Source organism: Bradyrhizobium sp. HKCCYLRH1034, assembly GCF_051168375.1.
Lineage (GTDB): Bacteria > Pseudomonadota > Alphaproteobacteria > Rhizobiales > Xanthobacteraceae > Bradyrhizobium.
Map to the genome: position 1 here is coordinate 232,984 of NZ_JBNPUW010000008.1, position 26,771 is coordinate 259,754.

The window sequence follows — 26,771 nt, forward strand, 5'->3', positions numbered from 1 at the left end:
TCACTCCAACACCGTCGCGCCCCCTCGGGCCGAAGTTCCCGGCGAGCAGTCCACAGCCGAAGCCGCCGGTCAAGCTCAACGGAAAACAGGCGTTGGATCAATCCCGTATCGGCGCAACGAAAAGCAGGACCTAATCCCCGTAGCAGCGCAGGCGGTCGAGATCGAGCACCGTCACCCCGCCATACTCCACCCGCAGCAGGCCCTCGCGCTCCAGCGTCTTGAGACACTGATTGGCGTTCTGCCGCGACAGGCCCGACAGCGCGCCGATCTCCTCCTGGGTGATCTCCAGATGGCGGGTCGTATTCGGGTAGAGGATCGGATTGAACAGCGAGGCAATGCTGCGGGCGAGCCGCGCCGTCGCATCCAGCGTGCGGCCGACCTCGACGAGGCCAATGAACTGGCCGAGCCGCTCGTTGAGCTGGGTGACGAGGAAGCGGTTGAAGCCGACGCTGTTCTCGAACAGCCGCATGAAGGTCGGCCGCTCCATCAGCGCGACGCGCGTATCGCGCAGCGCCACGACGTCATAGCGGCGCAGCTCGTTCTTCAGCACGCTGCCCTCGCCGAACCAGGCGCCCGCCGACATGCCGGCGAATGTCGTCGCCTTGCCGCCGCGCGACACCGTGCTCATCCGCGCGAGACCGGTGACGATCCCGGTCCAGTAGTCGAATTGATCGCCGCGAAGGAAGATGTGCTCGTTGGCCGCAAACGACCGCTCGACGATGCCGGCCGCAGCCGTGTCGATTTCCTCGGGCTTCAGATGGCGGGACCAGGGCGCGATGCGCAGAAGGGTATCGGGAGAGATCAAGCCGGCATCTCGTCTCGTCGAAGCTCGCGGCGACCATATTGCATCGCAACAATCCTGCAGTGAATATTGCCTGGGAATTGTCAGGCGCAAGACAATTCCTGATAGCGCTTTCCCCTATCGAGGACCACCGTCTTCGACTCGCGCCTCTGGACACGGACGAGGCGCATCGAGATGCGGCAAAATGCGCCCGCCCGGGTGGCCCGTCATTCGTCGGATGGCGCGGAACCGATGCCCGGGATAGGATTGCACCCAATGCGACGAACTCAACGTCGCGCGACACGATGCCTTGAAGAGCGCGCCAAGCGCCGAAGACAGTTCGGGAGGACGACTTGGACTATACGTTGGAAGCGCGCGGAGTGTCGCTGCGTTTCGGTGGGGTGCGAGCCCTGACCGACGTCAGCTTCGGCGTGCGCGAGGGCGAGTTGTTCTCGATCATCGGCCCGAACGGCGCCGGCAAGACCTCGATCGTCAACTGCATCTCCGGCCGCTACAAGCCGACCGAGGGCCGCCTGTTCCATCGCGGCCGCGACATCACCGGCCTGCCACCGAGCGCGCGCGCCAACATCGGCATCGGCCGCACCTTCCAGAACCTCGCGCTGTTCCACCACATGAGCGTGCTCGACAATATCATGGTCGGGCGCCATCACCTGCTGAAGAACAATTTCCTCACCGGCTCTCTGTATTGGCTCACCGGCGCGCGGCGCGAGGAGCTGAAGCATCGCGAGAAGGTCGAGCAGATCATCGACTTCCTCGACCTGCAGTCGGTGCGCAAGGCGCCCGCCGGCACCCTCTCCTACGGTTTGCGCAAGCGCGTCGAACTGGCGCGCGCCATGGCGCTGGAGCCGCATCTGATCCTCCTCGACGAGCCGATGGCCGGCATGAACTTCGAGGAGAAAGAGGACATGGCGCGCTACATCGTCGACCTCAACGAGGAATTCGGCATGACGGTCGTGATGATCGAACACGACATGGGCGTGGTCATGGACATCTCCCATCGCGTCATGGTGCTCGATTTCGGCCGCAAGATCGCCGAGGGCGACCCGGCCGCCGTGCTCGCCGATCCTCACGTCAAGCGTGCCTATCTCGGCGAGGAGGACGAACTGCTGGTCGATCCCGACGAGGCGCCGTCCATCGCGGAGGACGCGGCATGATGGACTATGCGGGTCGCGTCAAGCAGGCCGACACCTATCCGAAGCTGCTACGGCTGAACGCGAAAGAGCACGGGACGGAGATCGCGCTGCGCGAGAAGAATCTCGGGCTGTGGCGCACCTTCACCTGGGCCGACTACCAGGCGCGCGTGCGCGATTTCGCGCTCGGCATGGTGGAGCTCGGCCTCGGCAAGGACGACGTGATCGGCATCATCGGCGACAACCGGCCGGACTGGGTTGCCGCGGAGGTCGCGACGCATGCGATCCGGGCCATGAGCCTCGGGCTCTATCGGGACGTGCTCGACGACGAGGCCGCCTACCTGCTCAATTACGGCGAGGCGCGACTGGTGTTCGCTGAGGATGAGGAGCAGGTCGACAAGCTGCTCAACCTCGCCGAGCGCGTGCCGGCGCTCAAGCACATCGTCTATTCCGATCCGCGCGGCATGCGCAAATATGACGATCCCAGGCTGCTGCCGGCGGACAAGCTCGCCGAGCTCGGCCGCAACCGGGCGGCGCGCGAGCCCGATCTCTACGACCGCATGGTCGATGCAACCGTCGGCGACGACGTCGCCATCCTCTGCACCACCTCGGGCACGACCTCGCATCCAAAGCTCGCGATGCTCTCGGCCGCGCGCGTGCTCAAGCATTGCGCCACCTATCTCGCCTTCGATCCCAAGGGACCGGAGGACGAATACGTCTCGGTGCTGCCGCTGCCCTGGATCATGGAACAGGTCTATGTGCTCGGCAAAGGTCTGCTCTGCCGGATGAAGGTCAACTTCGTCGAAGAGCCCGATACGATGATGAACGACTTCCGCGAGATCGCGCCGACCTTCGTGCTGTTCGCACCGAGGGTGTGGGAGCAGATCGCGGCCGACGTCCGTGCCGCCGCCATGGACGCCTCGCCGCTGAAGCAGCGGCTGTATCATCTGGGCATGTCGACCGGCCTTGCCGCGCTGGAGAGGGGCCAGCATTCGAGCCTTGCCGACATGCTGCTGTTCCGGGCACTGCGCGACCGGCTCGGCTTCACCCGGTTGCGCTCGGCCGCCACCGGCGGCGCCGCGCTCGGGCCCGACACGTTCAAGTTCTTCCGCGCCATGGGCGTGCCCTTGCGCACGCTCTACGGCCAGACCGAGCTGCTCGGGGCCTACACGCTGCACCCGGCCGACAAGGTCGATCCGGACACGACGGGCGTGCCGATGGCTGAGGACATCGAGATCAAGATCGACCAGCCCGACAGCCAGGGGATCGGCGAGATCCTGGTACGCCATCCGAACATGTTCCTGGGCTACTACAAGGCCCCGGAAGCCTCGGCCGCCGACGTCAAGGACGGCTGGATGCATTCGGGCGACGCCGGCTATTTCAACGAGGCGAAGCAGCTCGTCGTCATCGACCGCATCAAGGATCTCGCCGAGACCGCGCGCGGCGAACGCTTCTCGCCGCAATATATCGAGAACAAGCTGAAGTTCTCGCCGTATATTGCCGAGGCCGTCGTGCTCGGCGCCGGCCGCGAGCATCTCGCCGCGATGATCTGCATCCGCTACTCGATCATCTCGAAATGGGCGGAGAAGAACCGCATCGCGTTCACCACCTACTCCGATCTCGCCTCGCGCAACGAGGTCTACGCGCTGTTGCAGAAGGAGGTCGAGACCGTCAACGCCCACCTGCCGCCGGCGCAGCGCATCGCCCGCTTCCTCCTGCTCTACAAGGAGCTCGACGCCGACGACGGCGAGCTCACACGTACGCGCAAGGTGCGTCGCAGCGTCATCAACGAGAAGTACGCCGATATCATCGACGGCATCTATGGCGGCAAGCCTGCCATCCCCGTCGATACCGTCATCCGCTTCCAGGACGGCACCACCCAGCGCATCCGCACGACGCTGAAGGTGGTGGATCTGGGTGGACATGGCGCCATGGCGGAGGCCGCGGAGTGATGCGCCTTCTGCCACATGAGGTCGTCATGCGCGGGCTTGACCCGCGCATCCATCCTCTTCCGAAAATCTCCTTCGCGATGGATCGCCGGGTCAAGCCCGGCGGTGACGAGTGAGAACGATCATGAACACCGCCTTCCTCATCCAGCTCCTGGTCAACGGCCTCGTCGTCGGAACGCTCTATGGCGTGGTCGCGATGTCGTTCGTGCTGATCTACAAGGCGACCCAGGTCGTCAATTTCGCGCAAGGCGAGCTGCTGCTGATCGGCGCCTGGGTGTGCTGGGCATTGCTGACGAAATATCAGGTGCCGTTCTGGGTCGGCATGCCGCTGACGCTGGTCTTCATGTTCGCGTTCGGCATCGCGATCCAGGTCGTGATCCTCCGTCCGATGATCGGGGAGCCGATCATCTCCGTCATCATGGTCACGATCGGCCTTTCGACCGTGTTTCAGGCGGCGCTGAAATGGATGTTCGGCGTCAACCCCCAGCCGTTCCCGCCAGTGTTCGCCAGCACGTCCGTCGACCTGTTCGGACTTCAAATCCAGACGGTCTACGTCATGAGCCTCGTGGTATCGGTCCTGATGATGCTCGGCATGGCTTGGTTCTTCAAGGCCTCCAAATATGGCCTGGCGATGCGGGCGACCGCCTTCGACCAGCAGGTCGCGCAGTCGCTCGGCATCTCCGTCAAGAACGTGTTCGCGATGGCCTGGGCCATCTCGGCAACGGTCTCGGCCGTGGCCGGTGTTGTCGTCGCCGTGGTCAACGGCGTCTCCTCCGGCCTGTCGGCCTACGGCATCAAGGTTTTTCCGGCGGCGATCCTCGGCGGCCTCGACTCGGTCGGTGGCGCCGTGCTCGGCGGCATCATCATCGGCCTCCTCGAGAACATCGCGCAGTATGTCGACAGCCAGTATCTGCACTGGGGCAATCTGTACGAGATCGCGCCATTCTACGTGCTGATCATCATCCTGATGATCAAGCCCTACGGCCTGTTCGGCACCAAAGACATCGAGCGGATCTGAATCATGGTTGCGCGCTCCACGATACCCGCCGGCGACTTCCGCACCTCTTACGCGGCCGACACCACGATCTTCCCGACCAGAACCAGCCGCAATTTCGCGATCGCCGGCGTGATCCTCCTGTGCTTCGCGCCGCAGGTGTTCTCCGAATACTGGCTGTCGGTCTCGATCCAGATCGGCATCTTCGCCATCGCCGCACTAGGCCTCAACATCCTGGTCGGCTTCACCGGCCAGATCTCGATCGGACAGGCCGGCTTCTTCCTGCTCGGCGCCTTCACCTCGGCCTATATCAACAACACCTACGCGATCCCGGTGTTCTTCGCGATCCCGCTCGCCGGGGTGATCACAGCACTCGTCGGGCTGATTTTCGGACTTCCGGCGGCGCGGCTGAAGGGTCTCTATCTCGTCATCGCCACCCTCGCCGCGCAATACATCCTGCTCGACTTCTTCTCCCGCGCCGAGTGGTTCTCCGGCGGCTCGGTGCCGGCCTCCGCCAATCCGTTCTCGATCTTCGGCTATACGCTGCGCGGCGACCGGCAATATTTCTACGTCGTGCTGGCCTATGTCGTGGTGTGCTACCTCCTGGTCACCAACCTGATGCGCACCCGCGACGGCCGCGCGCTGATCGCAATCCGCGACCACTATCTCTCGGCCGAGATCATGGGCATCAACCTGACGAAGTACCGGACGCTGTCGTTCGGCCTCGCCGCGTTCTTCGCCGGCATTGCCGGCGCGCTCTACGCGCACTACCAGCTGGTGATCTCGCAGGAAGGCTTTGGCATCGAGCGCTCGATCCTGTTTCTCGCCATGATCATCATCGGCGGCACCGGTTCGATCATGGGCACCCTGATGGGGACAGCATTCGTCGTTCTGCTGCCGGAATCGATGGAATGGCTGAGCCACCACCTCAAGGGCGGCGCGATCGACAAGGCGCTCGCGCTCAACAACAACATCACTTTTTTGCGCGAGATCGCGATCGGCCTGATCATCATCGCCTTCCTGATGTTCGAGCCCGACGGGCTGGCGCATCGCTGGCGCCAGATCAAGACATACTGGAAGCTCTATCCGTTCTCACATTGAACTCAACCAACAGGGACCGGCGACAATCCGGCCCGAACGCATCACAGGAGGAAGCACTATGACGATGAAATCATTGCTCGGCTCGGCGGCGCTGGCGCTGCTCGCAGGCGCCTTCGCCTCAACCGCGCAGGCGCAGCAGATCGCAATCGGGCATCTGCAGGATCTCTCGGGCGGCACGTCCGACGTCGGCACGCCCTATGGCCAGGCCGTGATGGACACCTTCGCCTGGGTCAACAAGAACGGCGGCATCGGCGGCAAGCAGCTCGCGGTCGACAGCAACGACTACGGCTACCAGGTGCCGCGCGCGATCGCGCTGTACAAGAAGTGGTCGGCCCCGGACAACAAGGTCGCGGCGATCATGGGCTGGGGCACCGCGGACACCGAGGCGCTGACCGGCTTCCTCGCCAACGACAAGATCCCTGACATGTCCGGCTCCTACGCCGCCGCGCTGACCGACCCTGAAGGCACCAGCGGCAAGGCCAAGGCCGCGCCGTACAACTTCTTCTACGGCCCAAGCTACTCGGACGCGCTGCGCGCCGAGCTGACCTGGGCGGCCGAGGACTGGAAGGCCAAGGGCAAGCCCGGCAAGCCGAAATTCGTGCACATGGGCGCCAACCATCCCTATCCCAACGCCCCGAAGGCCGCGGGCGAAGCGCTCGCCACCGAGCTCGGCTTCGAGGTGCTGCCGCCGCTGGTGTTCGCGCTGGCGCCCGGCGACTACAGCGCGCAGTGCCTGAGCCTGAAGAGCTCCGGCGCCAACTACGCCTATCTGGGCAACACCGCGGCCTCCAACATCTCGGTGATGAAGGCCTGCAAGAATGCCGGCGTCGACGTCCAATTCCTGTCCAACGTCTGGGGCATGGACGAGAACGCCGCCAAGACCGCGGGCGATGCCGCCGACGGCGTCGTCTTTCCGCTGCGCACCTCGGTGGCCTGGGGCGGCGACGCGCCGGGCATGAAGACGGTGCAGGAGATCTCCAAGATGTCCGACCCGACCGGCAAGGTCTATCGACCGGTGCACTATGTCGCCGCGGTCTGCTCGTCGCTCTACATGAAGGAGGCGATCGAGTGGGCTGCGAAGAACGGCGGCGCCACCGGCGAGAACGTCGCCAAGGGCTTCTACCAGAAGAAGGACTGGGTGCCCGCAGGGATGGAAGGCGTCTGCAGCCCCTCGACCTGGACCGACAAGGATCACCGCGGCACGATGAAGGTCGACCTCTATCGCGCCAAGGTGACCGGCCCGACCGATGGCGACCTCAACGATCTCATGGCCAAGGGCGTGATCAAGCTCGAGAAGGTCAAGACCATCGAGCTGCCGCGCAAGGCGGAATGGGCGGGTTGGTAAGTTGCCAGGCGGCCGCTGAATCAACTCAGCAGCCGCTCCGCACGCCATCGTCATCCCCCGCGAAAGCGGGGGATCCAGTACGCCGCGGCTTCTCCACCGAGCATCGGCGGCTCTGGAATACTGGGCCCCCCGCCTCCCGCGGGGGACGACAGTGAGGTGAACGGATATGGTTGAGACCCTCGATAAGCCCAATGCAAATGCGACCGCGAGCGCAGCCCCGCTGCTCTCCGTCCGCAACATCGAGGTCGTCTATGACGACGTCATCCTGGTGCTGCGCGGCCTCAGCCTCGACGTGCCCAAGGGCGCGATCGTTGCGCTGCTCGGCGCCAACGGCGCCGGCAAGTCGACGACGCTGAAGGCGATCTCCGGCCTCTTGAAGACCGAGGACGGCGAGGTCACGCGCGGCGAGATCATGTTCGACGGCACGCGCATCGACGGCATCGATCCGGAGAAGATCGTCCGCCGCGGCATCTTCCAGGTCATGGAGGGCCGCCGCATCGTCTCCGACATGACGTCGCTGGAGAACCTCAAGCTCGGGGCGTTCACGCGATCCGATCGCGAGGTCAACAGTGACATCGAGATGGTGTTCAACTATTTCCCGCGGCTGAAGGAACGCACCGGCCTTGCGGGTTATCTTTCCGGCGGCGAACAGCAGATGCTGGCGATTGGACGGGCGCTGATGGCGCGGCCGAAGATGATCCTGATGGATGAGCCGTCGATGGGCCTGTCGCCGCTGCTGGTGAAGGAAGTGTTCGCGATCATCAAGGAGATCAACAGGGATCTCGGCGTCACCATCCTGCTGGTCGAGCAGAATGCGCGCGCGGCGCTGTCGGTGGCCAGCCACGGCTACATCATGGAACAGGGAAAGGTGGTGCTCGACGGCACCGCCGACAGCTTGCGCGACAACGAGGACGTCAAGGAATTCTACCTCGGCGGCGCCGGCGACCAGCGCAAGAGCTTCAAGAACCTGAAGAGCTTCAAGCGGCGGAAGCGGTGGCTGTAGCCGAACTCTCTCCTCGTCATGCCGGGCTTGACCCGGCCATCCACGCACGAGCCGCAACGACGAACGACGTGGATGCCCGGGACAAGCCCGGGCATGACGACCGCAAGATTCAAGGACTGGGTACGATGACCCACTACGACGCCCTCGAAACCCGTGATCCCGCAGCCCGCGAGCAGGATCTGTTCGGCCGCCTGCCCGACGTGCTGCACGCGGCGATGAAGGCGCCGGCCTATGCCGGGCTGCTGCAGGGCGTCGATCCCCAGGACATCACGACGCGCGCTGCGCTCGCGCAACTGCCGGTGCTGCGCAAATCCGAGCTGCCTGCCCTGCACAAGGCGGCCCCGCCATTCGGCGGCTTCGTCGCGCAGGCGCCCGGCGCGTTCTCGCGTCTGTTCACGTCGCCCGGGCCGATCTTCGAACCGGAGGCGGCGCACAGCGATCCCTGGCGCGGCGCCCGCGCCCTGTTCGCCTCGGGCTTCCGCAGCGGCGATATCGTACTCAATACCTTCAGCTATCACCTCACGCCCGGCGGCTTCATCTTCGACGCCTCGGCGCGCGCGCTCGGCTGCGCGGTGATCCCGGCTGGCCCCGGCAACACCGAGGCGCAGTTCGAGTTGATCGAGGCCTATCGCCCGATCGGCTACAGCGGCACGCCCGACTTCCTGAAGATCCTGCTCGACAGCGCCGCCAGCGCCGGCCGCGACGTGTCCTCGCTCAAGCGCGCGCTGGTGTCGGGCGCGGCGTTCCCGCCGTCGCTGCAGGCCGAGATCAAGGCGCGCGGCATCGATGCCTATCAGGCGTTCGGCACCGCCGATCTCGGCATCGTCGCCTATGAGACCGCAGCGCGCGACGGCATGGTCGTCAACGAGGACTTGATCTTGGAGATCGTCCGCCCCGGCACCGGCGATCCGGTGGCGCCAGGCGATGTCGGCGAGATCGTCGTCACCTCGCTCGATCGCCACCATCCCTGGATTCGGCTTGCCCTCGGCGACCTCACCGCCGCCCTGCCCGGCACCAGCGCCTGCGGCCGCACCAACATGCGCATCAAGGGCTGGATGGGCCGCGCCGACCAGACGACCAAGATCAAGGGCATGTTCGTGCGCCCCGAGCAGGTCGCCGAGATCGGCAAGCGCCACCCGGAGCTCGGCCGCCTCCGCCTGGTCGTCACCCGCGCCGGCGAGACCGATGCGATGACGCTGAAGGCGGAATGCGCCTCGCCATCAGATGGCCTGCAGGACGCGCTCGCCGCCAGCCTGCGCAACATCACCAAGCTCGGCGGCAGCATCGAGCTGATCGCACCAGGCACGCTGCCCAACGACGGCAAGGTGATCGCCGACGAGCGGTGAAGTCCTCGCGTTGTTCCCGTAGCAGGAAGCCCTGCGCCAGCGGCATGAGCGGGACGGCCCGCACCACCCGCACGCAATTGTCGCCTCCCGCACGCTCTCCTATACAGCCATGTCACGTTCTCTCGGAGTTCGTCCGCATGGCCTTTCCGCGCGCGTCCAAAGCCCTGTCCCGCTTCACTGTCCTCGATTTGACGCGGGTGCGCGCCGGCCCGACCTGCGCACGGCAGTTCGCCGATTGGGGCGCCAACGTCATCAAGATCGACGCCATGATGGAGGATGGTGGCGAGGCCCTGGGCGGCCCGCGCCGCGGTTCCGACTTCCAGAACCTGCATCGCAACAAGCGCGCGATGACGCTCAACTTGAAAGACCCAAAGGGCGTCGACGTGTTCATGCGGCTGGCCAAGCGGGCCGATGTCGTGATCGAGAACTATCGCCCTGATGTGAAGACCAAGCTCGGCATCGACTACGAGGCCGTGCGCAACGTCAATCCCCGCATCGTCTATGGCAGCATCTCCGGTTTCGGCCAGGACGGCCCCTATGCGAAGCGGCCGGGCTTCGATCAGATCGCGCAGGGCATGGGCGGGCTGATGTCGATCACCGGCGCGCCTGGCGAGGGCCCGATGCGCGCGGGCATCCCGATCGCCGATCTCTCCGCAGGCCTGTCCTGCGCGATGGGCATCCTCACCGCGCTGCTCGAGCGCGAGGTCTCCGGTGAGGGCCAGTGGGTGCAGACGTCGTTGTTGCAGGCGCAGATCTTCATGCTCGACTTCCAGGCCGCACGCTGGCTGATGGAGAAGGAGGTCGCCCCTCAAGCCGGCAACAACCATCCGACCAGCATTCCGACCGGCGTGTTCAAGACTTCCGACGGCTACATCAACATCGCCGCCACGGGGGGGCGGATCTGGGAGCGGCTGTGCCAGACGCTCGGCGCGCCCGAATGGATCGACAATCCGGACTACGCGACCGCGCCGGCGCGCTCCAAGAACCGCGATGCGCTCAACGCCGAGATCAATGCGCGCACGCTGGCGAAGACGAGCGAGCAATGGGTCGCCGAGATCAATGCCGCCGGCGTGCCCTGCGGGCCGATCTACGCGATCGATCAGATGTTCGAGGACCCGCAGGTGAAGCATCTCGGCATGGCGCAGCAGGTCGCCAGCGACGACGGCCGCGACATCACGCTGGTGGCGCAGCCCTTCACCTTGTCGCGCACGCCGAGCCGGATGGCGGCACGGCCGCCGGAGTTCGGCGAGCAGACCGAGGAGATCCTCTCCGAGTTCGGCTTCACCGATGGCGAGATCGCCGATCTCCGGCTGCACCGCGTCGTGTGAGCAGGTGCAATATGACCAAGCTGCGGCATCCCGCCGCTGTGGCCCAGATGTCACCACGTTGGAACTTCGACCTGGGCGGGATTGAGGCCAGAGGGAGACCGCGTTAATCTCTTCGCATCAGTTGATCGCGGACCCCTTCGGCCCGCGCGTGTGAGGAGTAGCCTTCCATGAGCGCGACGGAATTGAACGAGTTTCTGACGGCGATGGACATGGTGCGCGACGTCAACGCGGCCGCTCTGAATCACGTCGGCGTTCTGCCGTTCGACGAAACGATGCTCGACAACGAGTCCGACTGGTACCACATGCCGGTTGCGGAGAAGGCCCACTGAGGCTGACTCGCCTCGGGTCCGCGCGCCCGCTGACCTGCATCATCTTTGCTCGAAGCCTTCGTTCCGAAAGCCGGACGGAGGCTTTTTCTTTTCGAGGGCGGCGGGATGAGCTGCAAACTCTGATCCGCCGAACGCAAAAAAAAGCCCGACGCACGCGCCGGGCAAGGTGATCGTCTCGGGAGGAAACATCAGGGCGCGATGACCAGAGATCAGGCACCGCGCGTGAGCAGAACGATATCTGCCCATGAATGGAGCCTATCACCGCTCTGCCTAAAATGCTGTCATCGCAAAGACACAACCTCTGGAGAAGCGCCCGACGGCTTCGAACATCGGTACGATTGTTTTGGTGTTCCCAGCCAAGCCCTATCCACCACAATCCGCAAACCAATTACGGCATGGTCCCAATCAGAAACTCGCAACTGATGCCGATGGTCGTTGGAGCCTCAGCGTGTGGCCTGTTCACCCGCCGCGTTTGGCCGGCTCGGTCCGCGAGGCTGACGCGCAGGGAGAATCTGGGCAATTCAGGTGCTCGTCGCGGTCTATCCGCAGCGTCCGAGGCAGGATCGCTGATGCCACAGCCCATGCTGCACAAGCCCGCCGCATGCGCGCCATTCGGTTGCGGAACGACCACGCACAACCGGAGGCGGAGGCTGGTTCGTATCGAATGTTGCACGACGGTCACAGGCAGCGACGAACTTAGGCCGTCTCGAAATCCACCCAAAAAATCACAGTACCCGCCGAGGCGATCTTGGCTGCGATATGCCGTCTGGCACGATTGGAGGCGCCTGACGGCGCCTGCACGACATGGATTCAATCGCGAAGATGCAAAGGCTGACGTGCTGATCGCAAACCGATCCGGTCCCCATACGGTCTCGCGCTCGAGGCGGTTGTGCTGGTTGTCAGCGGCCGCGCTGGTCACCCCGGTGCTTGCGGCGGCGCCAGCCGTTGCGCAGGCCACCAGAGGCGGCGCCGGCGGCAGCAGCCAGGACACCTTCGCCAATGGCGGTGCCAGCTCGGCCACGGCCGTTGGAAATGTCGGCGCCAATGCACCTATTCCTACCCGAGGCGGCGGCGGTGGCGGCGCCGGCACACTCGGCGGGGCCGGCGGCAGCGATTCGACCGGTGCCGCACCGGGTGGCAGCGGCGGGATCGGTCCGGGCGCCAACGGACTAAGCGGTCAAAGCGGCTTCTCGATTCACAGCGGAGGCGGAGGTGGCGGTGGCGCACATGGCGCCGTCGTAACCACGGACACGAGCAACTCCGCAGCGCTGTCCGGCGGCAATGGTGGACGTGGCGGCGCCACCACCGGGGATTTCGGCGGTGGCGGCGGCGGCGCCGGCGGATACGGGGTGGTCGTCGATGGCAACGGGCTCACCTACAGCAATGGCAGCAGCATCACGGGAGGCAAGGGCGGCAATGGCGGCGCGGCTGCCTCGCTAAATGTCGTCGTGAATGGCTGGGGCGGCAATGGCGGCCAGGGCGGTTACGGTATCTTTCTGACGGGAAGCAGCGTCGTGCTGAACAACGCCGGCACCATCAAAGGCGGTGGCGGCGGAAATGGTGGTGACGCGCCATCCAGCACCCAACCGAATGCGAGTGGTGACGGTGGTAGTGGTGCCGCCGGCGTCGCCTTCGCCGCGGGCGGCACGCTGATCAACTCCGGCACCATCACCGGCGGCGACGCAGGCGTGGCCGGCGCGACGGATACCAGTCACTCCGGCACGGCTGGAACGGCCGGTGCGGGCGTCATCGGCGCCAATCTCGCGATCATCAACAGCGGCACGATCTCGCGCGGTAACGGCTTCGGATTGTTCGCAGCCCCCGCCGCCATCAGCTTCACCGGCGGCAGCAACGTGCTGGAGATCTGGGCGAGCTCGATCATCAATGGCAACGTCGTCGGCACCGGCACCGATACGTTCCGGCTCGGTGGCGCCGCGAACGGCAGCTTCGACGTTTCCACGATCGGCGCGACCGCACAATTCCAGGGCTTCTCGAGTTTCGTGAAGACGGGCACCGCGACCTGGACGCTGGCCGGCACGACGACCGCGGTTACGCCGTGGAGCATCAACCAGGGCGCGCTCGCGGTGTCATCAGATGCCAATCTCGGCGATGCTTCCGGCAGCATGTCGTTCGGTGGCGGCACGCTGCAATATCTCGCCGGCTTCAGCTCCAGCCGGACCGTGACCCTCAATGCCGGCGGCGGCACGTTCGATACCAACGGCAACAACGCGACACTCAGCGGGACGATTTCGGGCACGGGGGGGCTCACCAAGGTCGGCGTAGGCATCCTGACCTTGTCAGGCACCAGCAGCTACACCGGGGCGACGACCATCGACGGCGGCGTGCTCGACGTCGAAGGTGCGATCACGAACACCTCTGGGGTGACCGTGAATGCCGGCGGCACCCTGACGGGTGCGGGTCTCGTCGATCCGCCGATGACGGTCGGCATCAATGCCGGCGGCACGCTGGCGCCGGGCAATGGCACCGCCGGCTCGTCGATGACCATCGTCGGCAATCTCGCCTTCCAGTCCGGTGCGTACTATCTGGTGCAGCTCGATCCGACCACGGCCTCATTCGCGAGCGTCACCGGAACGGCCACCCTCGGCGGCGCCACCGTCAACGCCGTGTTCGGCACCGGCGGCGGCTATATCGACAAGCGCTACACCATCCTGACCACGAGCGGCGGCATCTCGGGCGGCTTCGGATCGGTGGTGAAGACCAACCTGCCCTCCGGCTTCAAGACCAGCCTGAGCTACGACGCCAACAACGTCTATCTCGATCTGATCCTCGCCTTCGCCGTGCCCGGCGGACTCAACGGCAATCAGAAGACGGTCGGCGATACGCTGTCGGTGTTCTTCGATCGCACCGGCGATATTCCCGTCGTGTTCGGCAAGTTGAACCAGGCGGGCCTCACGCAGGCGTCCGGCGAGAGCGCCACCGGCGTGCAACAGACCACGTTCAACGCCATGAGCCAGTTCGCCAGCCTGCTGACCGATCCCTTCGCACAAGGTCAAGCCAGCGGCGGGGGCGCGATCAGCTATGCTGACACATCCCGCAAGCGCACCGATGCTTTCGCGATGCTGACTGACGACAGGCCGGCCGAGTTTGCGCAGCGCTGGAATGTCTGGGCGGCGGGCTTCGGCGGCTCGCAAACGACCAGCGGCAATGCAGTCGTCGGCTCCAACGATACCACCAGCCGCATCGCCGGCACCGCCGTCGGCGCCGACTACCGGATCGCACCGCGCACGATTGCGGGCTTCGCGCTCGGCGGCGGCGGCACCAGCTTCAGCGTCAACGGCCTCGGCTCCGGCCGCTCCGATCTGTTCCAGGCCGGCGCCTATCTGCATCATCATATCGGCCCGAGCTATCTGAGAGCGGCCCTGGCCTATGGCTGGCAGGACGTCACCGCGGATCGCACCGTCACCATCTCCGGTGTCGACCGGCTGCGCGCGACCTATCAAGCCAATGCCTGGATCGGCCGCATCGAGGGCGGCACGCGCTTCGTCGCTCCCATAGGCGGCATCGGCCTGACGCCTTACGCGGCTGCGCAGGTGACGAGCCTGCGCCTACCGGCCTATGTGGAGCAGGCCATCTCCGGCACGTCGACCTTCGCACTGAGCTACACCGGCAAGACCGTCACCGACACACGCACCGAGTTCGGCCTGCGCACCGACAAGTCCTACGCGCTGGCAGACGGCGCCCTCACCTTGCGCGGCCGCCTCGCCTGGGCGCACGACTTCAATCCCGATCGTTCGGTCGCGGCGACGTTCCAGACGCTGCAGGGCGCAAGCTTCGTCGTCAACGGCGCCGCGCAGGCGCGCGACTCCGCGCTGACGACGACCTCGGTCGAGATGAGCTGGCAGAACGGCTGGAGCGCCGTGGCGACGTTCGAAGGCGAGTTCTCGAGCGTCACCCGTTCCTATGCCGGCAAGGGCAGCGTGCGCTACGCGTGGTAGGAGCGGCGTAGCCGATCGAGCGCAGGCGTCCAGCTGGCAGGGGTGATCAGCGACAACCGTACTAAGCCTCGGCCTTCGCGGCCGGCGCTCCCGACTTGCTGAAGGTCGCGATCACACGATCGATCAGCGGCCAGAACAGCAGCACGATCGCCAGCGTCGTGATGGTGCCCACCAGCCCGTTCGCCCAGAACACCTTCATGTTGCCGCCGGAGATGATCATCGACTGCCGGAACGCGTCCTCGGCACGGCTGCCGAGCACCAGCGCCAAGGTGAACGGCGCCAGCGGGATCTTGATCTTCTTGAAGACATAGCCGACGACGCCGAAGCCGAGCATCAGCCAGACGTCGAACATCGCGTTCTGGATCGCGTAGGCGCCGATGGCGCAGGACACCACGATCATCGGCGCCACGGCCGCGAACGGCACGCGCAGGATCGAGGCGAAGATCGGCACGGTGGAAAGCACGAGCACGAGGCCGACGACATTGCCGAGATACATCGAGGCGATCAGGCCCCAGACGAAGTCCTTGTGCTCCACGAACAGCAGCGGGCCGGGATTGAGGCCCCACACCATCAGGCCGCCGAGCAGGATCGCCGCGGTGCCCGAGCCGGGGATGCCGAGCGCCAGCATCGGCAACAGCGCCGCCGTGCCTGAGGCATGCGCTGCGGTCTCAGGCGCGAACACGCCCTCAATGCGTCCCTTGCCAAAACTGTCCGGATTCTTGGAGAATCGCTTGGCGAGGTTGTAGCCCATGAAGGAGGCCGCGATCGCGCCGCCCGGCGTGATGCCGAGCCAGCAGCCGATCACCGAGGAACGCAGCAGGGTCATCCAGTATTTCGGCAGGTCCTTCCAGACGGCGAGCACCGTGCGCAAGGAGATCGCGGCGGCGTGACCGCGCAGCGCCAGGCGTTCCTCCATCGTCAGCAGGATCTCGCTGATGCCGAACAGGCCGATGACCGCGACCAGGAAGTTGATGCCGCGCAACAGATCGGTCGAGCCGAAGGTCATCCGCAACTGACCGGACACGGTGTCCATGCCGACGCCGGCAAGCAGCAGGCCGAGCGCCATCGCAATGACCGTCTTGTGCTTGTCCTCGCGTCCCAGGCCCACGAATGAGCAGAAGGTCAGGAGATACACGGCGAAGAATTCAGGCGGACCGAACTTCAGCGCAAACGACGAGATCCAGGGCGCCAGGAAGGTGATCAGCATCACCGCGACCAGCGAGCCGATGAACGACGAGGTGAAGGCGGCCGTCAGCGCCTCCGCTGCCTTGCCCTGCTGCGCCATGGGATAGCCGTCGAAAGTGGTCGCCACCGACCACGCCTCGCCGGGAATGTTGAACAGGATCGAGGTGATGGCGCCGCCGAACAGCGCGCCCCAGTAGATGCAGGACAGCATCACGATGGCCGAGGTCGGGTCCATCGAGAAGGTCAGCGGCAGCAGGATGGCGACGCCGTTGGGCCCCCCCAGCCCGGGCAGCACGCCGACGAAGACGCCGAGCACGAGCCCAACCATCATCAGCAGCAGCGTCTTCCAGGTCAGGAGGACCGCGAACCCGTGCAGCAGCAGACCCAAGGCTTCCATGATTTCATTCCAACTGTTTCCTCGTCATTGCGAGCGCAGCGAAGCAATCCAGAGTCGAGTGCGCAGCCCTGGATTGCGTCGTCGCGTTGCTCCTCGCAATGACGGGGGAGAGACCGGTGTCAGTACCCGAACGCCGCTTCGAGCGGGCCCTTCGGCATGATCACGTCGAACACGACATCGAACGTCACGAACATCACGGCGCTGAACAGGAACGCCGTGAGCAGCGATTTCCAGATCGCGATCTTGCCGACGAGACGCATGAACCCGGCGATGAGCAGGAAGCTCGCGACATAGATGCCGAGAAACTGCATCGCGATGCAGAACAACAAGGTCGGCACGAACACGGCCATCACGCGCCGCAGTTGCGCGCGCGTCACGAAGGTCTCGACCGCTTCCTTGCTCGACAGGAAGGCGGCACCGATCCCGTAAAGGCTGGCGCCGCCGAGGATCACCGACAGATAGAACGGAAAGTAGCCGGGCTCCGGACCGGTCGAGTCCCAGGACGCGCCGGTCCGCCAATTGTCCCAGGCGAGTACGGACGCGAGCGCGAGCAGCAGCAGCGACACCGCGACGTCGACGGTCCGGGTAGAGGTGACGGCCGGAGAATTCTCCTCCGGCGCGGTCGGATCGTCGACGGCAATCTCGAGCTCAGCGTTGGACATCGATCCTCCTCATCCCCTCGCCCCGCCCAGCCTCACTTGGCGACGAAGCCGGCTTCCGTCATCAGCTGCTTGTTGAGCGAGCCGTCCTCTTCGAGGAACTGCAGCATGTCCTTGCCGGTGAGGAAGATCGGCTTCAGCGCCTGCTTCTCCATGTAGTCCTTGTACTCCGGTGTCTGCACCAGCTTGCTGAACAGGTCGACGTAGAACTCCTGCTGTTCCTGCGTCACCTTGCCCGGCAGGAACATCGCGCGCAGCATCAGGTATTGCACGTCCAGCCCCTCCTCCTTGCAGGTCGGAATGTCGTTCCAGGACTGCGTCTCCGTGACCTTGGTCGTGTAGGAGATGCGCTCCTTGTCGAACACGCAGAGCGGACGCACCTGGCCGGCGCGCCAGACTTCGAGATTCTCGGAAGGATTGTTGACGTTCGCTTCGGTGTGCCCGCCGACCAGTTGGGTCGCAGCCTCGCCGCCCGACTTGTAGGGCAGATAGGAGAACTTGGCTCCGGTCTTCTTCTCCATGAAGACCGTGAGCACGTGATCTTCGCGCTTGGAGCCGGTGCCGCCCAACTTGAACGGCGAGCTCGACGCCTTGGCAGCCTCGATGAACTCCTTCACCGTCTTGGGGCCGTTGACGTTGTCCCACAGCACGAACTGATCGAGTGCGATCACCGCGACCGGCGACAGCTCGTGCCAGTCGAACGGCAGCTTGGCCGACAGCGGCAGCATGTAGATCAGCGAATAGGCGATCAGGATCTTGTTCGGATCGCCGTCGCTGGACTTCATGTACATCAGGGCTTCGGCGCCCGACGCGCCGCCCTTCAGCGACACGACAACCGGCTGCTTCAGAAGATTGTTCTTCTGAATGGCAGCCTGCATCATCCGCGCCATCTGGTCTGATGCGCCGCCAGCGCCTGCGGCGACGACAATCTCGACCGGCTTGGTCGGCTCCCAGCCGGCAAAGGCGGGCGCAGTTGCAAAAAAGGCCGCCGTTGCGGCCGCGATCTTGATGAGTTTGCGCACGTGTTTTCTTCCCCGTTCGAAGCGCCAGCTTGCATCCTACCAGGATACTGCTGGCTTATTGTGGTCAGTTCAAGAACACAAGCATGATGCGGCCTCATGTTCCTCGGCATAAGGTCGCAAGCACGGCATTGGACTACTTGCCTTTCCAGTTCGGCGTCCGCTTGTTGAGGAACGCCTCCATGCCCTCGCGGAAATCCTCACTCATATAGGCGCGCAGGATCAAATCCTCGCCCTCGTCCCGCGACAGGGTCCGGCGAATGCGGCGCACCGCCTCCTTGGTCACCTCGAGGGTGATCGGCGCGTGCGAGGCGATGAGCCTCGCGGTCTCCAGCGCGCGTGTCTGCAGCGTCTCGACGTCGGGCACGATCTCGTTGAGCAGACCGAGCGCGAGCGCCTCCGGCGCCTCGACCAACCGTGCCTTGAAGATCAGATCCTTGGTGCGCGCCGGTCCGATCAAGGAGACCACGCGCGAGATGTTCGACATCGACAGGCAGTTGCCGAGCGTGCGCGCGATCGGAAAACCGATACGTGTCGTCTCGGTGCCGATGCGGATGTCGCAGCAGGCGGCGATGCCGGCGCCGCCGCCGGTGCAGGCGCCCGCGATCGCCGCGATCACCGGCACACGGCACAGCTCCAGCGTGCCGAGCACGCGGTCGATCCGCGCCTCGTAGTCGAGCGCATCCTGCGCGGTCTTGAAGGCGCGGAATTGCGAGATATCGGTGCCGGAGGCAAACGCCTTGTCGCCGGCCCCGGTCAGGATCAGCGCCTTGATCGACCGGTCGGCATTGATGGCCTCGCAGATCGAGGCCATCCGGTCGTACATCGCGAAGGTCATCGCGTTGCGCGCCTGCGGCCGGTTGAAGGTGATCTTGGCGATGCCGTCGTCGACGGCATAGATCAGATCGTCGGAGCCGGTCACAGGCGCGGTCATCAGGCCACCTTCGGGATTGGCGCCGCCTCGCGCGCCTTCAGGACGTCCATTGCCGCGAGCACGCCACCGGCACGATGCGGCACATTGGCGAGCGCAAGGCCCATCTCGACGCCGGCGAGCGTCCCCATCAGCATCAGGTCGTTGAAATGACCGATGTGGCCGATGCGGAACACCTTGCCCTTGATCTTGTTGAGGCCGGTGCCGAGCGACATGTCGAAGTTTTCCAGCACGGTCTTTCGGAACTGATCGGCGTCATGGCCTTCGGGCATGACCACGCCGGTCAGCGCCGGCGAATGCGCCTGCGGATCGGCGCATTGCGTGTCGAGGCCCCACGCCTTCACGGCGGCGCGCGTCGCAAGGCTGTGGCGGCGGTGGCGGGCGAACACGTTCTCGTGCCCCTCCTCCTCCAGCATCTTCAGCGCCTCGTTGAGGCCCATCAGCAGATTGCAGGCCGGCGTGTACGGGAAGGTGCCGAGCTTGTTGAAGGTGATGATCTCCTGCCAGTCCCAGTAGGAGCGCATGCCGGGATTGGCCTTGGCGGCGGCGAGCGCCTTCTCCGAGACGGCGTTGAAGCCGAGGCCCGGCGGCAGCATCAGGCCCTTCTGCGAGCCCGCGACGGAGACGTCGATGCCCCACGCGTCGTGCTCATACTCCATCGAGCCGAGGCCGGAGATGGTGTCGACCATCAGGAGTGCCGGGTGGCCGGACCGGTCGAGCGCCTTGCGCACCTCGAGCGGCGGCGTCAGGCAGCCGGTCGAGGTCTCGTTGTGCACGACGCAGACGGCCTTGATCTTGTGCGCCTTGTCGTCGACCAGACGCTGCTCGATCGCCGCGACGTCGGCGCCATGACGCCAGTCGCCGGGGATGAAGTCGACGTCGAGCTTGAACTTGTCGGCGATGCCCCGCCACAGCACAGCGAACTGGCCGGTCTCAACCATCAGCACCCTGTCGCCGGGCGCGAGCGCGTTGACGATCGCGGCTTCCCACGCGCCGGTGCCCGACGACGGATAGATGATCACCGGCTGCTTGGTGCGGAAGATGCGCTGGCTGGCCGCCAGCACGGCGAAGCCGAGCTCCGCGAACTCCGGACCGCGATGGTCCAAGGTCGGCATGTCCATCGCGCGCAGCACGCGGTCGGGCACGTTGGTCGGTCCCGGAATCTGAAGAAAATGCCGTCCCGTGTGCACAGTCATTGGCGTCCATCCCCGGTCATTTGGTTGGTGCGCGGACGTGGCATCCCACGCGCTGGCCGCGCTTTTCTCCCGCCAGACCGCTGGCGTCAATAAAGAAGACGCAAGCACCGATCGCTCCGGGCTGACATCCCTCAGATGCACACAAATCCCCTTCTTCTGTGCAGTGCGGCATAGCGGGACGCCCCAGCTTGCTGCACGCGGTTTGGCCTCATTTCACCGCCGCAAGCTGGCGCGGCGCATTGCCCTGCGATGGCTCATCCAGCAGCACCATCGCGGCATCGACACCGCCCGCGCGATGCGGCACGCCGACCGCACGCAGCCCCATCTCGACTCCACTCAGCGCCGCCATCAGGGTCAGCGCATTGCACTCGCCGAGATGGCCGATGCGAAACACCTTGCCCGCGACCTTGGACAGGCCCGAGCCGAGCGACATGTTGTAATTGTCGAGCACGACCTGGCGGAACTGATCGGCGTCATGGCCCGGCGGCATCAGCACGGCGGTCAGCACCGGGGAAAAATCCTTCGGCTCCTGGCACAGCACCTCGAGACCCCAATGCTCGACCGCGGCGCGGGTCGCGGCCGCAAGCCGCTGGTGGCGCGCGAACACCTGGTCGAGCCCCTCCTCGAGCAGCATGGCAATCGCTTCGCGCAGGCCATAGAGCAGGTTCGTCGCCGGGGTATAGGGGAAGAAGCCGTTCGCGTTCAGCTTCAGCATGTCCTCCCAATCCCAGAACGAGCGCGGCATCTTGTTGGCCTTGGCAACAAGGCGCGCCTTGTCCGAGACGGCGTTGAAGCCGAGCCCCGGCGGCAGCATGAAGCCCTTCTGCGAGCAGGACACGGCGACATCGACCTTCCACTCGTCGAAGCGGAAGTCGGCCGAGGCGAGACCGGAGATGGTGTCAACCATCAGCAGCGCCGGATGCTTGGCGCGGTCCATCGCGGCGCGCACCTCACCGATCCGGCTGGTCGCGCCGGTCGAGGTTTCGTTGTGCACGACCATCACCGCCTTGAGCCGATGACCGGCGTCGGCGACCAACGTCTCCTCGATGACGGCAGGGTCGACGCCACGGCGCCAGTCGCCGGGAATGAAGTCGACCTCGATTCCCCACCGCGCCGCCATCTGCCGCCACAGCGTGGCGAAGTGGCCGGTCTCGACCATCAGCACCTTGTCGCCCGGCGACAACGTGTTGACGATGGCAGCCTCCCAGGCGCCGGTGCCCGAAGACGGATAGATGATCACCGGGCTCGTGGTCTTGAAGATCGCCTGCGAGCCGCCGAGCACGGCCTTGCCGAGTTCGGCGAACTCGGCGCTGCGGTGATCGATCACCGGCATATCCATCGCCCGCAGCACCCGCTCGGGCACCGGACTCGGGCCCGGAATATGCAAGAAATGACGGCCTTGGGGACGGGTCACGACAGAGCTCCGGGCGACGACGGCATTCTGGCACCCATGATTGCATTCAATCCTTCAGCATGCAAGAGCTCAATCGCATGCACGCACGAGGTCGACCACATCTGTAACTACCGCTACAATGCGTAAGATGAATTCCACGATTCCCGATATCGAGACGCCACCCTTGGCAGGGCCAAGCGGTCGATCCGTGCCTGCGCGGGACGAGACCTCGCTGCATGACGAGATCCTGGCGCGGCTGCGCGACTACATCGTCGAGGGCCATGTCGCCGACGGCGGACGCCTGTCCGAGCGGCAGCTTTGCGAAATGCTGGGGGTGTCCCGCACCCCCTTGCGCGAAGCGCTCAAGGTGCTCGCAGCCGAGGGGCTGGTCGAGCTGCTGCCCAATCGCGGCGCCCGGGTGCGCCCCCTCAGCGCCGCCGACATCCACGAATTGTTCGACCTGATGGGAGGCCTGGAAGGCCTCGCCGGACGCCTCGCCTGCGAGAAGATTTCAGATGAAGCGATCGCGGAAATCGAGCAATTTCATCATGATATGTACGGATTCTACATGCGGCAGGACATGCAGGGCTATTTCCGCATGAACCAGTTGATCCACCGGGCGATCGTCGACGCCGCCGCCAACGCCACCCTTCATGCGACCTATGAGAGCCTGGCGGGCCGCATCCGCCGGGTTCGCTTCTCGGCCAATTTCGCCCGCAAGCGCGAACGCTGGAGCGAGGCCATGCGCGAGCATGAGCTGATCCTCGATGCCCTGCGCCGGCGCGCCGGAAGCGAGCTGTCCGACATCCTGTTCCAGCATCTGCGCAACAAGGGCGCGGCTGCGATCGCGTACTTCGCCGAGAGCCAGCCGCCGCTGGCGGCAGCCAAGCCAGACAAGGTCGAATAACGCCGGGGATTGCGCAAATTTGCATGCAATCAGATTGACGCATTTGCGGAAATGAATGACACCGGGCGGAACAGCGCCCGCCGGACGACAGCCGGGCCCCACCAGGGATCACCATGCCGAACGCCAAAGCCGGTCCGTCCAGGCTCGAACAGAAGCTCCGCGCCGAGATGACAGGCGACGTCTTCTTCGACCGCTTCAACCGCGGCCGCTACGCCACAGACGCCTCGTTCTACCAAGTCATTCCGGCGGGCGTGGTCGTGCCGCGCACGATGGACGAGGCGCTGCGTGCGCTCGCCATCGCCCGCGACGACGGCCGCATCGTCACGCCCCGCGGCGGCGGCACCTCGCAATGCGGCCAGACGGTCAACGAGGGGATCGTCGTCGACTTCTCCAAGCACCTGAACCGCATCGTCTCGCTCGATGTCGAGGGGCGGACCTGCGTGGTCGAGCCGGGCATCGTGCTCGACGACCTCAATCGCCAGCTCAAGAAGCACGGCCTTTGGTTTCCGGTCGACGTCTCCACGGCGTCCCGCGCCACGATCGGCGGCATGGCCGGCAACAATTCCTGCGGCGGCCGCTCGCTGCGCTACGGCACGATGCGCGACAACACCATCGCCATCGACGCCGCGCTGGCCGACGGCACGCTGGCGCATTTCGGCGAGGTGGCGCGAGACCTTCGTGACGTCAGCGCGCCGGACAGGGCGCGCACGTTGTTTCGCGACATGCTGGCGCTGGGCGAGCGCGAGGCCGCGGAGATCGCCGACAGGTTTCCCAAGGTGCAGCGCCGCGTCGGCGGCTACAATCTCGACGCACTGACGCCGCGCAACGCCGCCAACAACCTGGCCCATCTGCTGGTCGGCTCCGAGGGCACGCTGGCCTTCTCCACCCGGATCGAGCTCAAGCTGTGGCCGCTGATCCGCACCAAGGTGCTCGGCGTCTGTCATTTCGGCAGCTTCTATCAGGCGATGGATGCGGCCCAGCATCTGGTCAAGCTGAAGCCGATCGCGGTCGAGTTGGTCGACCGCACCATGATCGGGCTGGGCCGCGACATCGCGATGTTCCAGCCGGTGATCGCGGCGGCGGTGCGCGGCGATCCCGACGCGATCCTGGTGGTCGAGTTCGCGGAGGAGACGAAGGACGAGAACCTCGCCAAGCTGAAGCAGCTCTCCGAGTTGATGGGTGATCTCGGCTTCTCCTGGAGCAACGAGATCTGCAAATGGGGCGGCGTCGTCGAGATATCAGACCCTGCGCTTCAGACCGCCGTCGCCGACTTCCGCGCCGCCGGCCTCAACGTGATGATGTCGATGAAGGAGGCCGGCAAGCCGGTGTCGTTCGTCGAGGACTGCGCCGTGCCGCTGCCCCACCTCGCCGACTACACCGCGCGGCTCAACGAGGTGTTCGCCAGGCACGGCACGCGCGGCACGATGTACGCGCACGCCTCCGAGGGCTGCCTGCATGTGCGCCCGGTGCTGAACCTGAAGCTGGAGAAGGACGTCAAGGCGATGCGCGCCATCGCCGAGGAAGCTTTCGCCATGGTGCGCGAGTACAAGGGTTCGCATTCCGGCGAGCATGGCGATGGCATCGTGCGCTCGGAATTCCACGAGCAGATGTTCGGCAGCCGCATCGTCGCCGACTTCAAGGAGGTCAAGCAGCGCTTCGATCCGGCGAACGTGCTCAATCCTGGCCGCATCGTCGATCCACCCAGGATGGACGACCGCTCGCTGTTCCGCTATCCGCCGGACTACCGCATCGTCGACGACATCAAGCCGGTGCTCGACTGGTCGGCCTATCCGGGTGCCGCCGGCGGCTTCCAGGGCGCGGTCGAGATGTGCAACAACAACGGCGCCTGCCGCAAGCTCGACGGCGGCGTGATGTGCCCGTCCTATCGCGCCACCCGCGACGAGAAGGATGTCACGCGCGGCCGTGCCAATACCTTGCGGCTCGCGATCTCCGGCCAGCTCGGTCCCGGCGCGCTGTCGTCCGACGAGATGATGGAGACCTTGAAGCTCTGCGTCTCCTGCAAGGCCTGCCGCCGCGAGTGCCCGACCGGCGTTGACATGGCCAAGATGAAGATCGAGGTGCTGGCGGCCCGGGCGACGACGCATGGCCTCACGCTGCGCGACCGGCTCGTCGCCTATCTGCCGCGCTATGCCGATATGGCTGCCCGCATCGCGCCGCTCGTGAACCTGCGCAATCATGTTGCGCCCCTGCGCGTGCTGATGGAGCGCGTTGCGGGCATCAGCGCCAAGCGCAAGCTTCCGGCCTTCCGCACCGACACCTTCCGCGTCGACGCCGACGCGTTCGGTCCGGCTGATGGCCGCGAGGTCGTGCTGTTCGGCGACACCTTCAACCGCGTCTATGAGCGCGAAAATCTCGACGCCGCGCTGCGCGTGCTGATCGCCGGCGGCTATCGCGTCTACGTGCCCAAGCCGGCCGATGGCGGCCGCGCCCTGTGCTGCGGCCGCACCTTCCTCTCCGCCGGCCTCGTCGACGAGGCCCAGTCCGAGCTGCAGCGCCTGGTCGAGACCTACGCGCCGTTCGCCTCGCGCGGCGTGCCGATCATTGGCCTCGAGCCAAGCTGTCTGCTGACGCTGCGCGACGAACTGCTGTCGCTGCGCAACGACGCCACCGCGAAAACGATCAGCGCACACGCGCTGCTGCTGGAAGAGTTTCTGGCGCGCGAGGCCGAGAGCGGCAGGCTGGCGCTGCCGCTCGCCCCCCTGCCCGGTAAGGCCTTGTTGCACGGCCATTGCCATCAGAAATCCTTCGCCGCTTTCAAGCCTGTCGAGCAGGTGCTACGACTCATTCCGGAGCTCACGGTCGAGACCATCGAATCCTCCTGCTGCGGCATGGCCGGCGCGTTCGGCTATGGCGCGGAGACCTACGAGGTCTCGCTGCAGATGGCGGAGGCGTCGCTGCTGCCCGCCGTGCGCAACGCCGACGCCGCAACGTTCATCGTTGCCGACGGCACCTCCTGCCGCCACCAGATCCAGGACGGCGCCGCCCGCGGTGCCGTTCACGCCGCGCAGCTCCTGGCGATGAGCCTGGAGCGGGCGCTAGCATCAACGTAGGTCACGAGAGACCGGACGCCGCGGAGCGCGACCTCAATGTTCGTCATTGCGAGGAGCGTAGCGACGAAGCAATCCAGACCTTTTCTTTCGTCCTGGATTGCTTCACTTCGCTCGCAATGACGGATGATAGAGCCGACTTTTCATCACAAATCGCAAAGGACACCGACATGGCCGATCTCAAGCTCGACGCCGCTCGCAAGATTCTGGATGCCACGCTCGCGAAGGGCATCGAGAAGAAGCTCAAGCCGCTCGCCGTGATGGTGCTCGACGCCCGCGGCTGCCTGAAGGCCGCCGCCGCCCAGGACGGCACCAGCCTGATGCGGGCCGAGGTCGCGCATGGCAAGGCTTATGGCGCGCTGGCGCTCGGCCTCGGCTCCCGCGCCCTGTTCCAGCGCGCCCAGGAGCAGGCCTATTTCATCGACGCCGTGAACACGCTGGCCCAGGGCCGCATGGTCCCGGTGCCCGGCGGCGTGCTGATCATGGACGGCACGACGCTCGTCGGCGCCGTCGGCGTCTCCGGCGACAGCTCCGACAATGACGAGATCTGCGCCGTCGCCGGTATCGAGGCCGCCGGCCTCAAGGCCAATCCGGGCTGAGCTCCGGTCGCACCTGCAAAGCTCAGCGAGCTTTTCCGTCCCACAATCTCGAGGGGGCTGGCCGCCCTCTCGAAGCCTGATCGATCATGCGTCGAATTCCACGGCTCAGATCGCGGCTGACGGAGAATTCATTC

Annotated in this window: 21 protein-coding genes; 13 read left to right on the top strand and 8 right to left on the bottom strand. The window is 65.5% G+C overall.

The window, feature by feature from the left end; translation table 11 throughout:
- Nucleotides 1-130 precede the first annotated feature (130 nt).
- Entirely contained in the window at nt 131-805 is a 675-nt protein-coding gene (locus tag ACQR0W_RS20875; protein ID WP_315753574.1) for a Crp/Fnr family transcriptional regulator, read from the bottom strand.
- 329 nt (nt 806-1,134) lie between these two features.
- On the opposite strand from ACQR0W_RS20875, the gene ACQR0W_RS20880 reads away from it, so the two are divergent.
- The 9 genes from ACQR0W_RS20880 (at nt 1,135) to ACQR0W_RS20920 (ending at nt 11,327) form a co-directional block, all read left to right on the top strand.
- On the top strand, nt 1,135-1,956 hold the full coding sequence (locus ACQR0W_RS20880) for an ABC transporter ATP-binding protein (RefSeq protein ID WP_315712912.1): 822 nt from the start codon (nt 1,135-1,137) through the stop codon (nt 1,954-1,956).
- Entirely contained in the window at nt 1,953-3,884 is a 1,932-nt protein-coding gene (locus ACQR0W_RS20885) for a long-chain fatty acid--CoA ligase (protein WP_316166155.1), read from the top strand. Before ACQR0W_RS20880 ends, ACQR0W_RS20885 begins: the two co-directional genes overlap by 4 nt.
- Nucleotides 3,885-4,005: 121 nt before the next feature.
- Nucleotides 4,006-4,899, top strand: a complete 894-nt coding sequence (locus ACQR0W_RS20890; RefSeq protein ID WP_316169711.1) for a branched-chain amino acid ABC transporter permease — start codon at nt 4,006-4,008, stop codon at nt 4,897-4,899.
- A gap of 3 nt (nt 4,900-4,902) precedes the next feature.
- Nucleotides 4,903-5,976, top strand: coding sequence for a branched-chain amino acid ABC transporter permease (locus tag ACQR0W_RS20895; protein ID WP_315712915.1), 1,074 nt, complete (start codon nt 4,903-4,905; stop codon nt 5,974-5,976).
- Nucleotides 5,977-6,034: 58 nt separating this feature from the next.
- Nucleotides 6,035-7,321, top strand: coding sequence for an ABC transporter substrate-binding protein (locus ACQR0W_RS20900; RefSeq protein ID WP_316169712.1), 1,287 nt, complete (start codon nt 6,035-6,037; stop codon nt 7,319-7,321).
- A gap of 166 nt (nt 7,322-7,487) precedes the next feature.
- Nucleotides 7,488-8,324 (top strand): ABC transporter ATP-binding protein, encoded by an 837-nt coding sequence (locus ACQR0W_RS20905; protein WP_315712917.1) that lies wholly within the window; start codon nt 7,488-7,490, stop codon nt 8,322-8,324.
- A 125-nt stretch (nt 8,325-8,449) separates the two neighbouring features.
- Complete coding sequence (locus ACQR0W_RS20910) at nt 8,450-9,670, top strand: phenylacetate--CoA ligase family protein (protein WP_316169713.1); 1,221 nt, start codon at nt 8,450-8,452, stop codon at nt 9,668-9,670.
- A 137-nt stretch (nt 9,671-9,807) separates the two neighbouring features.
- Nucleotides 9,808-10,998, top strand: a complete 1,191-nt coding sequence (locus ACQR0W_RS20915; protein ID WP_316186982.1) for a CaiB/BaiF CoA transferase family protein — start codon at nt 9,808-9,810, stop codon at nt 10,996-10,998.
- A gap of 167 nt (nt 10,999-11,165) precedes the next feature.
- Nucleotides 11,166-11,327, top strand: coding sequence for a hypothetical protein (locus ACQR0W_RS20920; protein ID WP_315712919.1), 162 nt, complete (start codon nt 11,166-11,168; stop codon nt 11,325-11,327).
- Between the two features lie 39 nt (nt 11,328-11,366).
- Here ACQR0W_RS20920 and ACQR0W_RS20925 read toward each other — a convergent pair whose 3' ends face one another.
- Nucleotides 11,367-11,573, bottom strand: a complete 207-nt coding sequence (locus ACQR0W_RS20925) for a hypothetical protein (RefSeq protein WP_316186983.1) — start codon at nt 11,571-11,573, stop codon at nt 11,367-11,369.
- Between the two features lie 650 nt (nt 11,574-12,223).
- Between ACQR0W_RS20925 and ACQR0W_RS20930 the strand changes: the two genes are divergently transcribed.
- Nucleotides 12,224-15,283 (top strand): autotransporter outer membrane beta-barrel domain-containing protein, encoded by a 3,060-nt coding sequence (locus ACQR0W_RS20930; protein ID WP_316186984.1) that lies wholly within the window; start codon nt 12,224-12,226, stop codon nt 15,281-15,283.
- Between the two features lie 61 nt (nt 15,284-15,344).
- Here ACQR0W_RS20930 and ACQR0W_RS20935 read toward each other — a convergent pair whose 3' ends face one another.
- The 6 genes from ACQR0W_RS20935 to ACQR0W_RS20960 all read right to left on the bottom strand — a co-directional run bounded on the left by ACQR0W_RS20935 (nt 15,345) and on the right by ACQR0W_RS20960 (nt 22,084).
- Nucleotides 15,345-16,865 carry a tripartite tricarboxylate transporter permease gene (locus tag ACQR0W_RS20935; protein ID WP_315712921.1) on the bottom strand — a complete coding sequence of 507 codons (1,521 nt, stop codon included), beginning with the start codon at nt 16,863-16,865 and terminating at the stop codon, nt 15,345-15,347.
- A 119-nt stretch (nt 16,866-16,984) separates the two neighbouring features.
- The gene (locus ACQR0W_RS20940) at nt 16,985-17,527 is read right to left on the bottom strand and encodes a tripartite tricarboxylate transporter TctB family protein (protein WP_315753558.1); all 543 of its coding nucleotides are present in this window, start codon (nt 17,525-17,527) and stop codon (nt 16,985-16,987) included.
- Nucleotides 17,528-17,559: 32 nt separating this feature from the next.
- Entirely contained in the window at nt 17,560-18,546 is a 987-nt protein-coding gene (locus ACQR0W_RS20945; protein ID WP_315825115.1) for a tripartite tricarboxylate transporter substrate binding protein, read from the bottom strand.
- A 133-nt stretch (nt 18,547-18,679) separates the two neighbouring features.
- Entirely contained in the window at nt 18,680-19,477 is a 798-nt protein-coding gene (locus ACQR0W_RS20950) for an enoyl-CoA hydratase/isomerase family protein (protein ID WP_316166149.1), read from the bottom strand.
- Nucleotides 19,477-20,670 carry a pyridoxal-phosphate-dependent aminotransferase family protein gene (locus ACQR0W_RS20955; protein WP_316195783.1) on the bottom strand — a complete coding sequence of 398 codons (1,194 nt, stop codon included), beginning with the start codon at nt 20,668-20,670 and terminating at the stop codon, nt 19,477-19,479. The genes ACQR0W_RS20950 and ACQR0W_RS20955 overlap by 1 nt, the downstream gene beginning before the upstream one ends.
- A gap of 208 nt (nt 20,671-20,878) precedes the next feature.
- Nucleotides 20,879-22,084: a pyridoxal-phosphate-dependent aminotransferase family protein gene (locus tag ACQR0W_RS20960; RefSeq protein WP_316186986.1), complete on the bottom strand. Its 1,206-nt coding sequence runs from the start codon at nt 22,082-22,084 to the stop codon at nt 20,879-20,881.
- 127 nt (nt 22,085-22,211) lie between these two features.
- On the opposite strand from ACQR0W_RS20960, the gene ACQR0W_RS20965 reads away from it, so the two are divergent.
- The 3 genes from ACQR0W_RS20965 to ACQR0W_RS20975 all read left to right on the top strand — a co-directional run bounded on the left by ACQR0W_RS20965 (nt 22,212) and on the right by ACQR0W_RS20975 (nt 26,637).
- Nucleotides 22,212-22,970 carry a GntR family transcriptional regulator gene (locus tag ACQR0W_RS20965; protein ID WP_315753548.1) on the top strand — a complete coding sequence of 253 codons (759 nt, stop codon included), beginning with the start codon at nt 22,212-22,214 and terminating at the stop codon, nt 22,968-22,970.
- Nucleotides 22,971-23,083: 113 nt separating this feature from the next.
- The gene (locus ACQR0W_RS20970) at nt 23,084-26,041 is read left to right on the top strand and encodes an FAD-binding and (Fe-S)-binding domain-containing protein (protein ID WP_316186987.1); all 2,958 of its coding nucleotides are present in this window, start codon (nt 23,084-23,086) and stop codon (nt 26,039-26,041) included.
- A gap of 167 nt (nt 26,042-26,208) precedes the next feature.
- Nucleotides 26,209-26,637, top strand: a complete 429-nt coding sequence (locus ACQR0W_RS20975; protein ID WP_315753544.1) for a GlcG/HbpS family heme-binding protein — start codon at nt 26,209-26,211, stop codon at nt 26,635-26,637.
- The last annotated feature ends 134 nt before the right edge of the window (nt 26,638-26,771 follow it).

Bases quoted from the DNA above. Each gene is read 5' to 3' on its own strand.
- ACQR0W_RS20950 (WP_316166149.1), bottom strand. From the start codon at position 19,477: ATGACCGCGCCTGTGACCGGCTCCGACGATCTGATCTATGCCGTCGAC.
- ACQR0W_RS20925 (WP_316186983.1), bottom strand. From the start codon at position 11,573: ATGGGCAGATATCGTTCTGCTCACGCGCGGTGCCTGATCTCTGGTCAT.
- ACQR0W_RS20885 (WP_316166155.1), top strand. From the start codon at position 1,953: ATGATGGACTATGCGGGTCGCGTCAAGCAGGCCGACACCTATCCGAAG.
- ACQR0W_RS20955 (WP_316195783.1), bottom strand. From the start codon at position 20,670: ATGACTGTGCACACGGGACGGCATTTTCTTCAGATTCCGGGACCGACC.
- ACQR0W_RS20975 (WP_315753544.1), top strand. From the start codon at position 26,209: ATGGCCGATCTCAAGCTCGACGCCGCTCGCAAGATTCTGGATGCCACG.
- ACQR0W_RS20935 (WP_315712921.1), bottom strand. From the start codon at position 16,865: ATGGAAGCCTTGGGTCTGCTGCTGCACGGGTTCGCGGTCCTCCTGACC.
- ACQR0W_RS20940 (WP_315753558.1), bottom strand. From the start codon at position 17,527: ATGTCCAACGCTGAGCTCGAGATTGCCGTCGACGATCCGACCGCGCCG.
- ACQR0W_RS20965 (WP_315753548.1), top strand. From the start codon at position 22,212: ATGAATTCCACGATTCCCGATATCGAGACGCCACCCTTGGCAGGGCCA.
- ACQR0W_RS20890 (WP_316169711.1), top strand. From the start codon at position 4,006: ATGAACACCGCCTTCCTCATCCAGCTCCTGGTCAACGGCCTCGTCGTC.
- ACQR0W_RS20895 (WP_315712915.1), top strand. From the start codon at position 4,903: ATGGTTGCGCGCTCCACGATACCCGCCGGCGACTTCCGCACCTCTTAC.
- ACQR0W_RS20920 (WP_315712919.1), top strand. From the start codon at position 11,166: ATGAGCGCGACGGAATTGAACGAGTTTCTGACGGCGATGGACATGGTG.
- ACQR0W_RS20900 (WP_316169712.1), top strand. From the start codon at position 6,035: ATGACGATGAAATCATTGCTCGGCTCGGCGGCGCTGGCGCTGCTCGCA.
- ACQR0W_RS20970 (WP_316186987.1), top strand. From the start codon at position 23,084: ATGCCGAACGCCAAAGCCGGTCCGTCCAGGCTCGAACAGAAGCTCCGC.
- ACQR0W_RS20910 (WP_316169713.1), top strand. From the start codon at position 8,450: ATGACCCACTACGACGCCCTCGAAACCCGTGATCCCGCAGCCCGCGAG.
- ACQR0W_RS20905 (WP_315712917.1), top strand. From the start codon at position 7,488: ATGGTTGAGACCCTCGATAAGCCCAATGCAAATGCGACCGCGAGCGCA.
- ACQR0W_RS20915 (WP_316186982.1), top strand. From the start codon at position 9,808: ATGGCCTTTCCGCGCGCGTCCAAAGCCCTGTCCCGCTTCACTGTCCTC.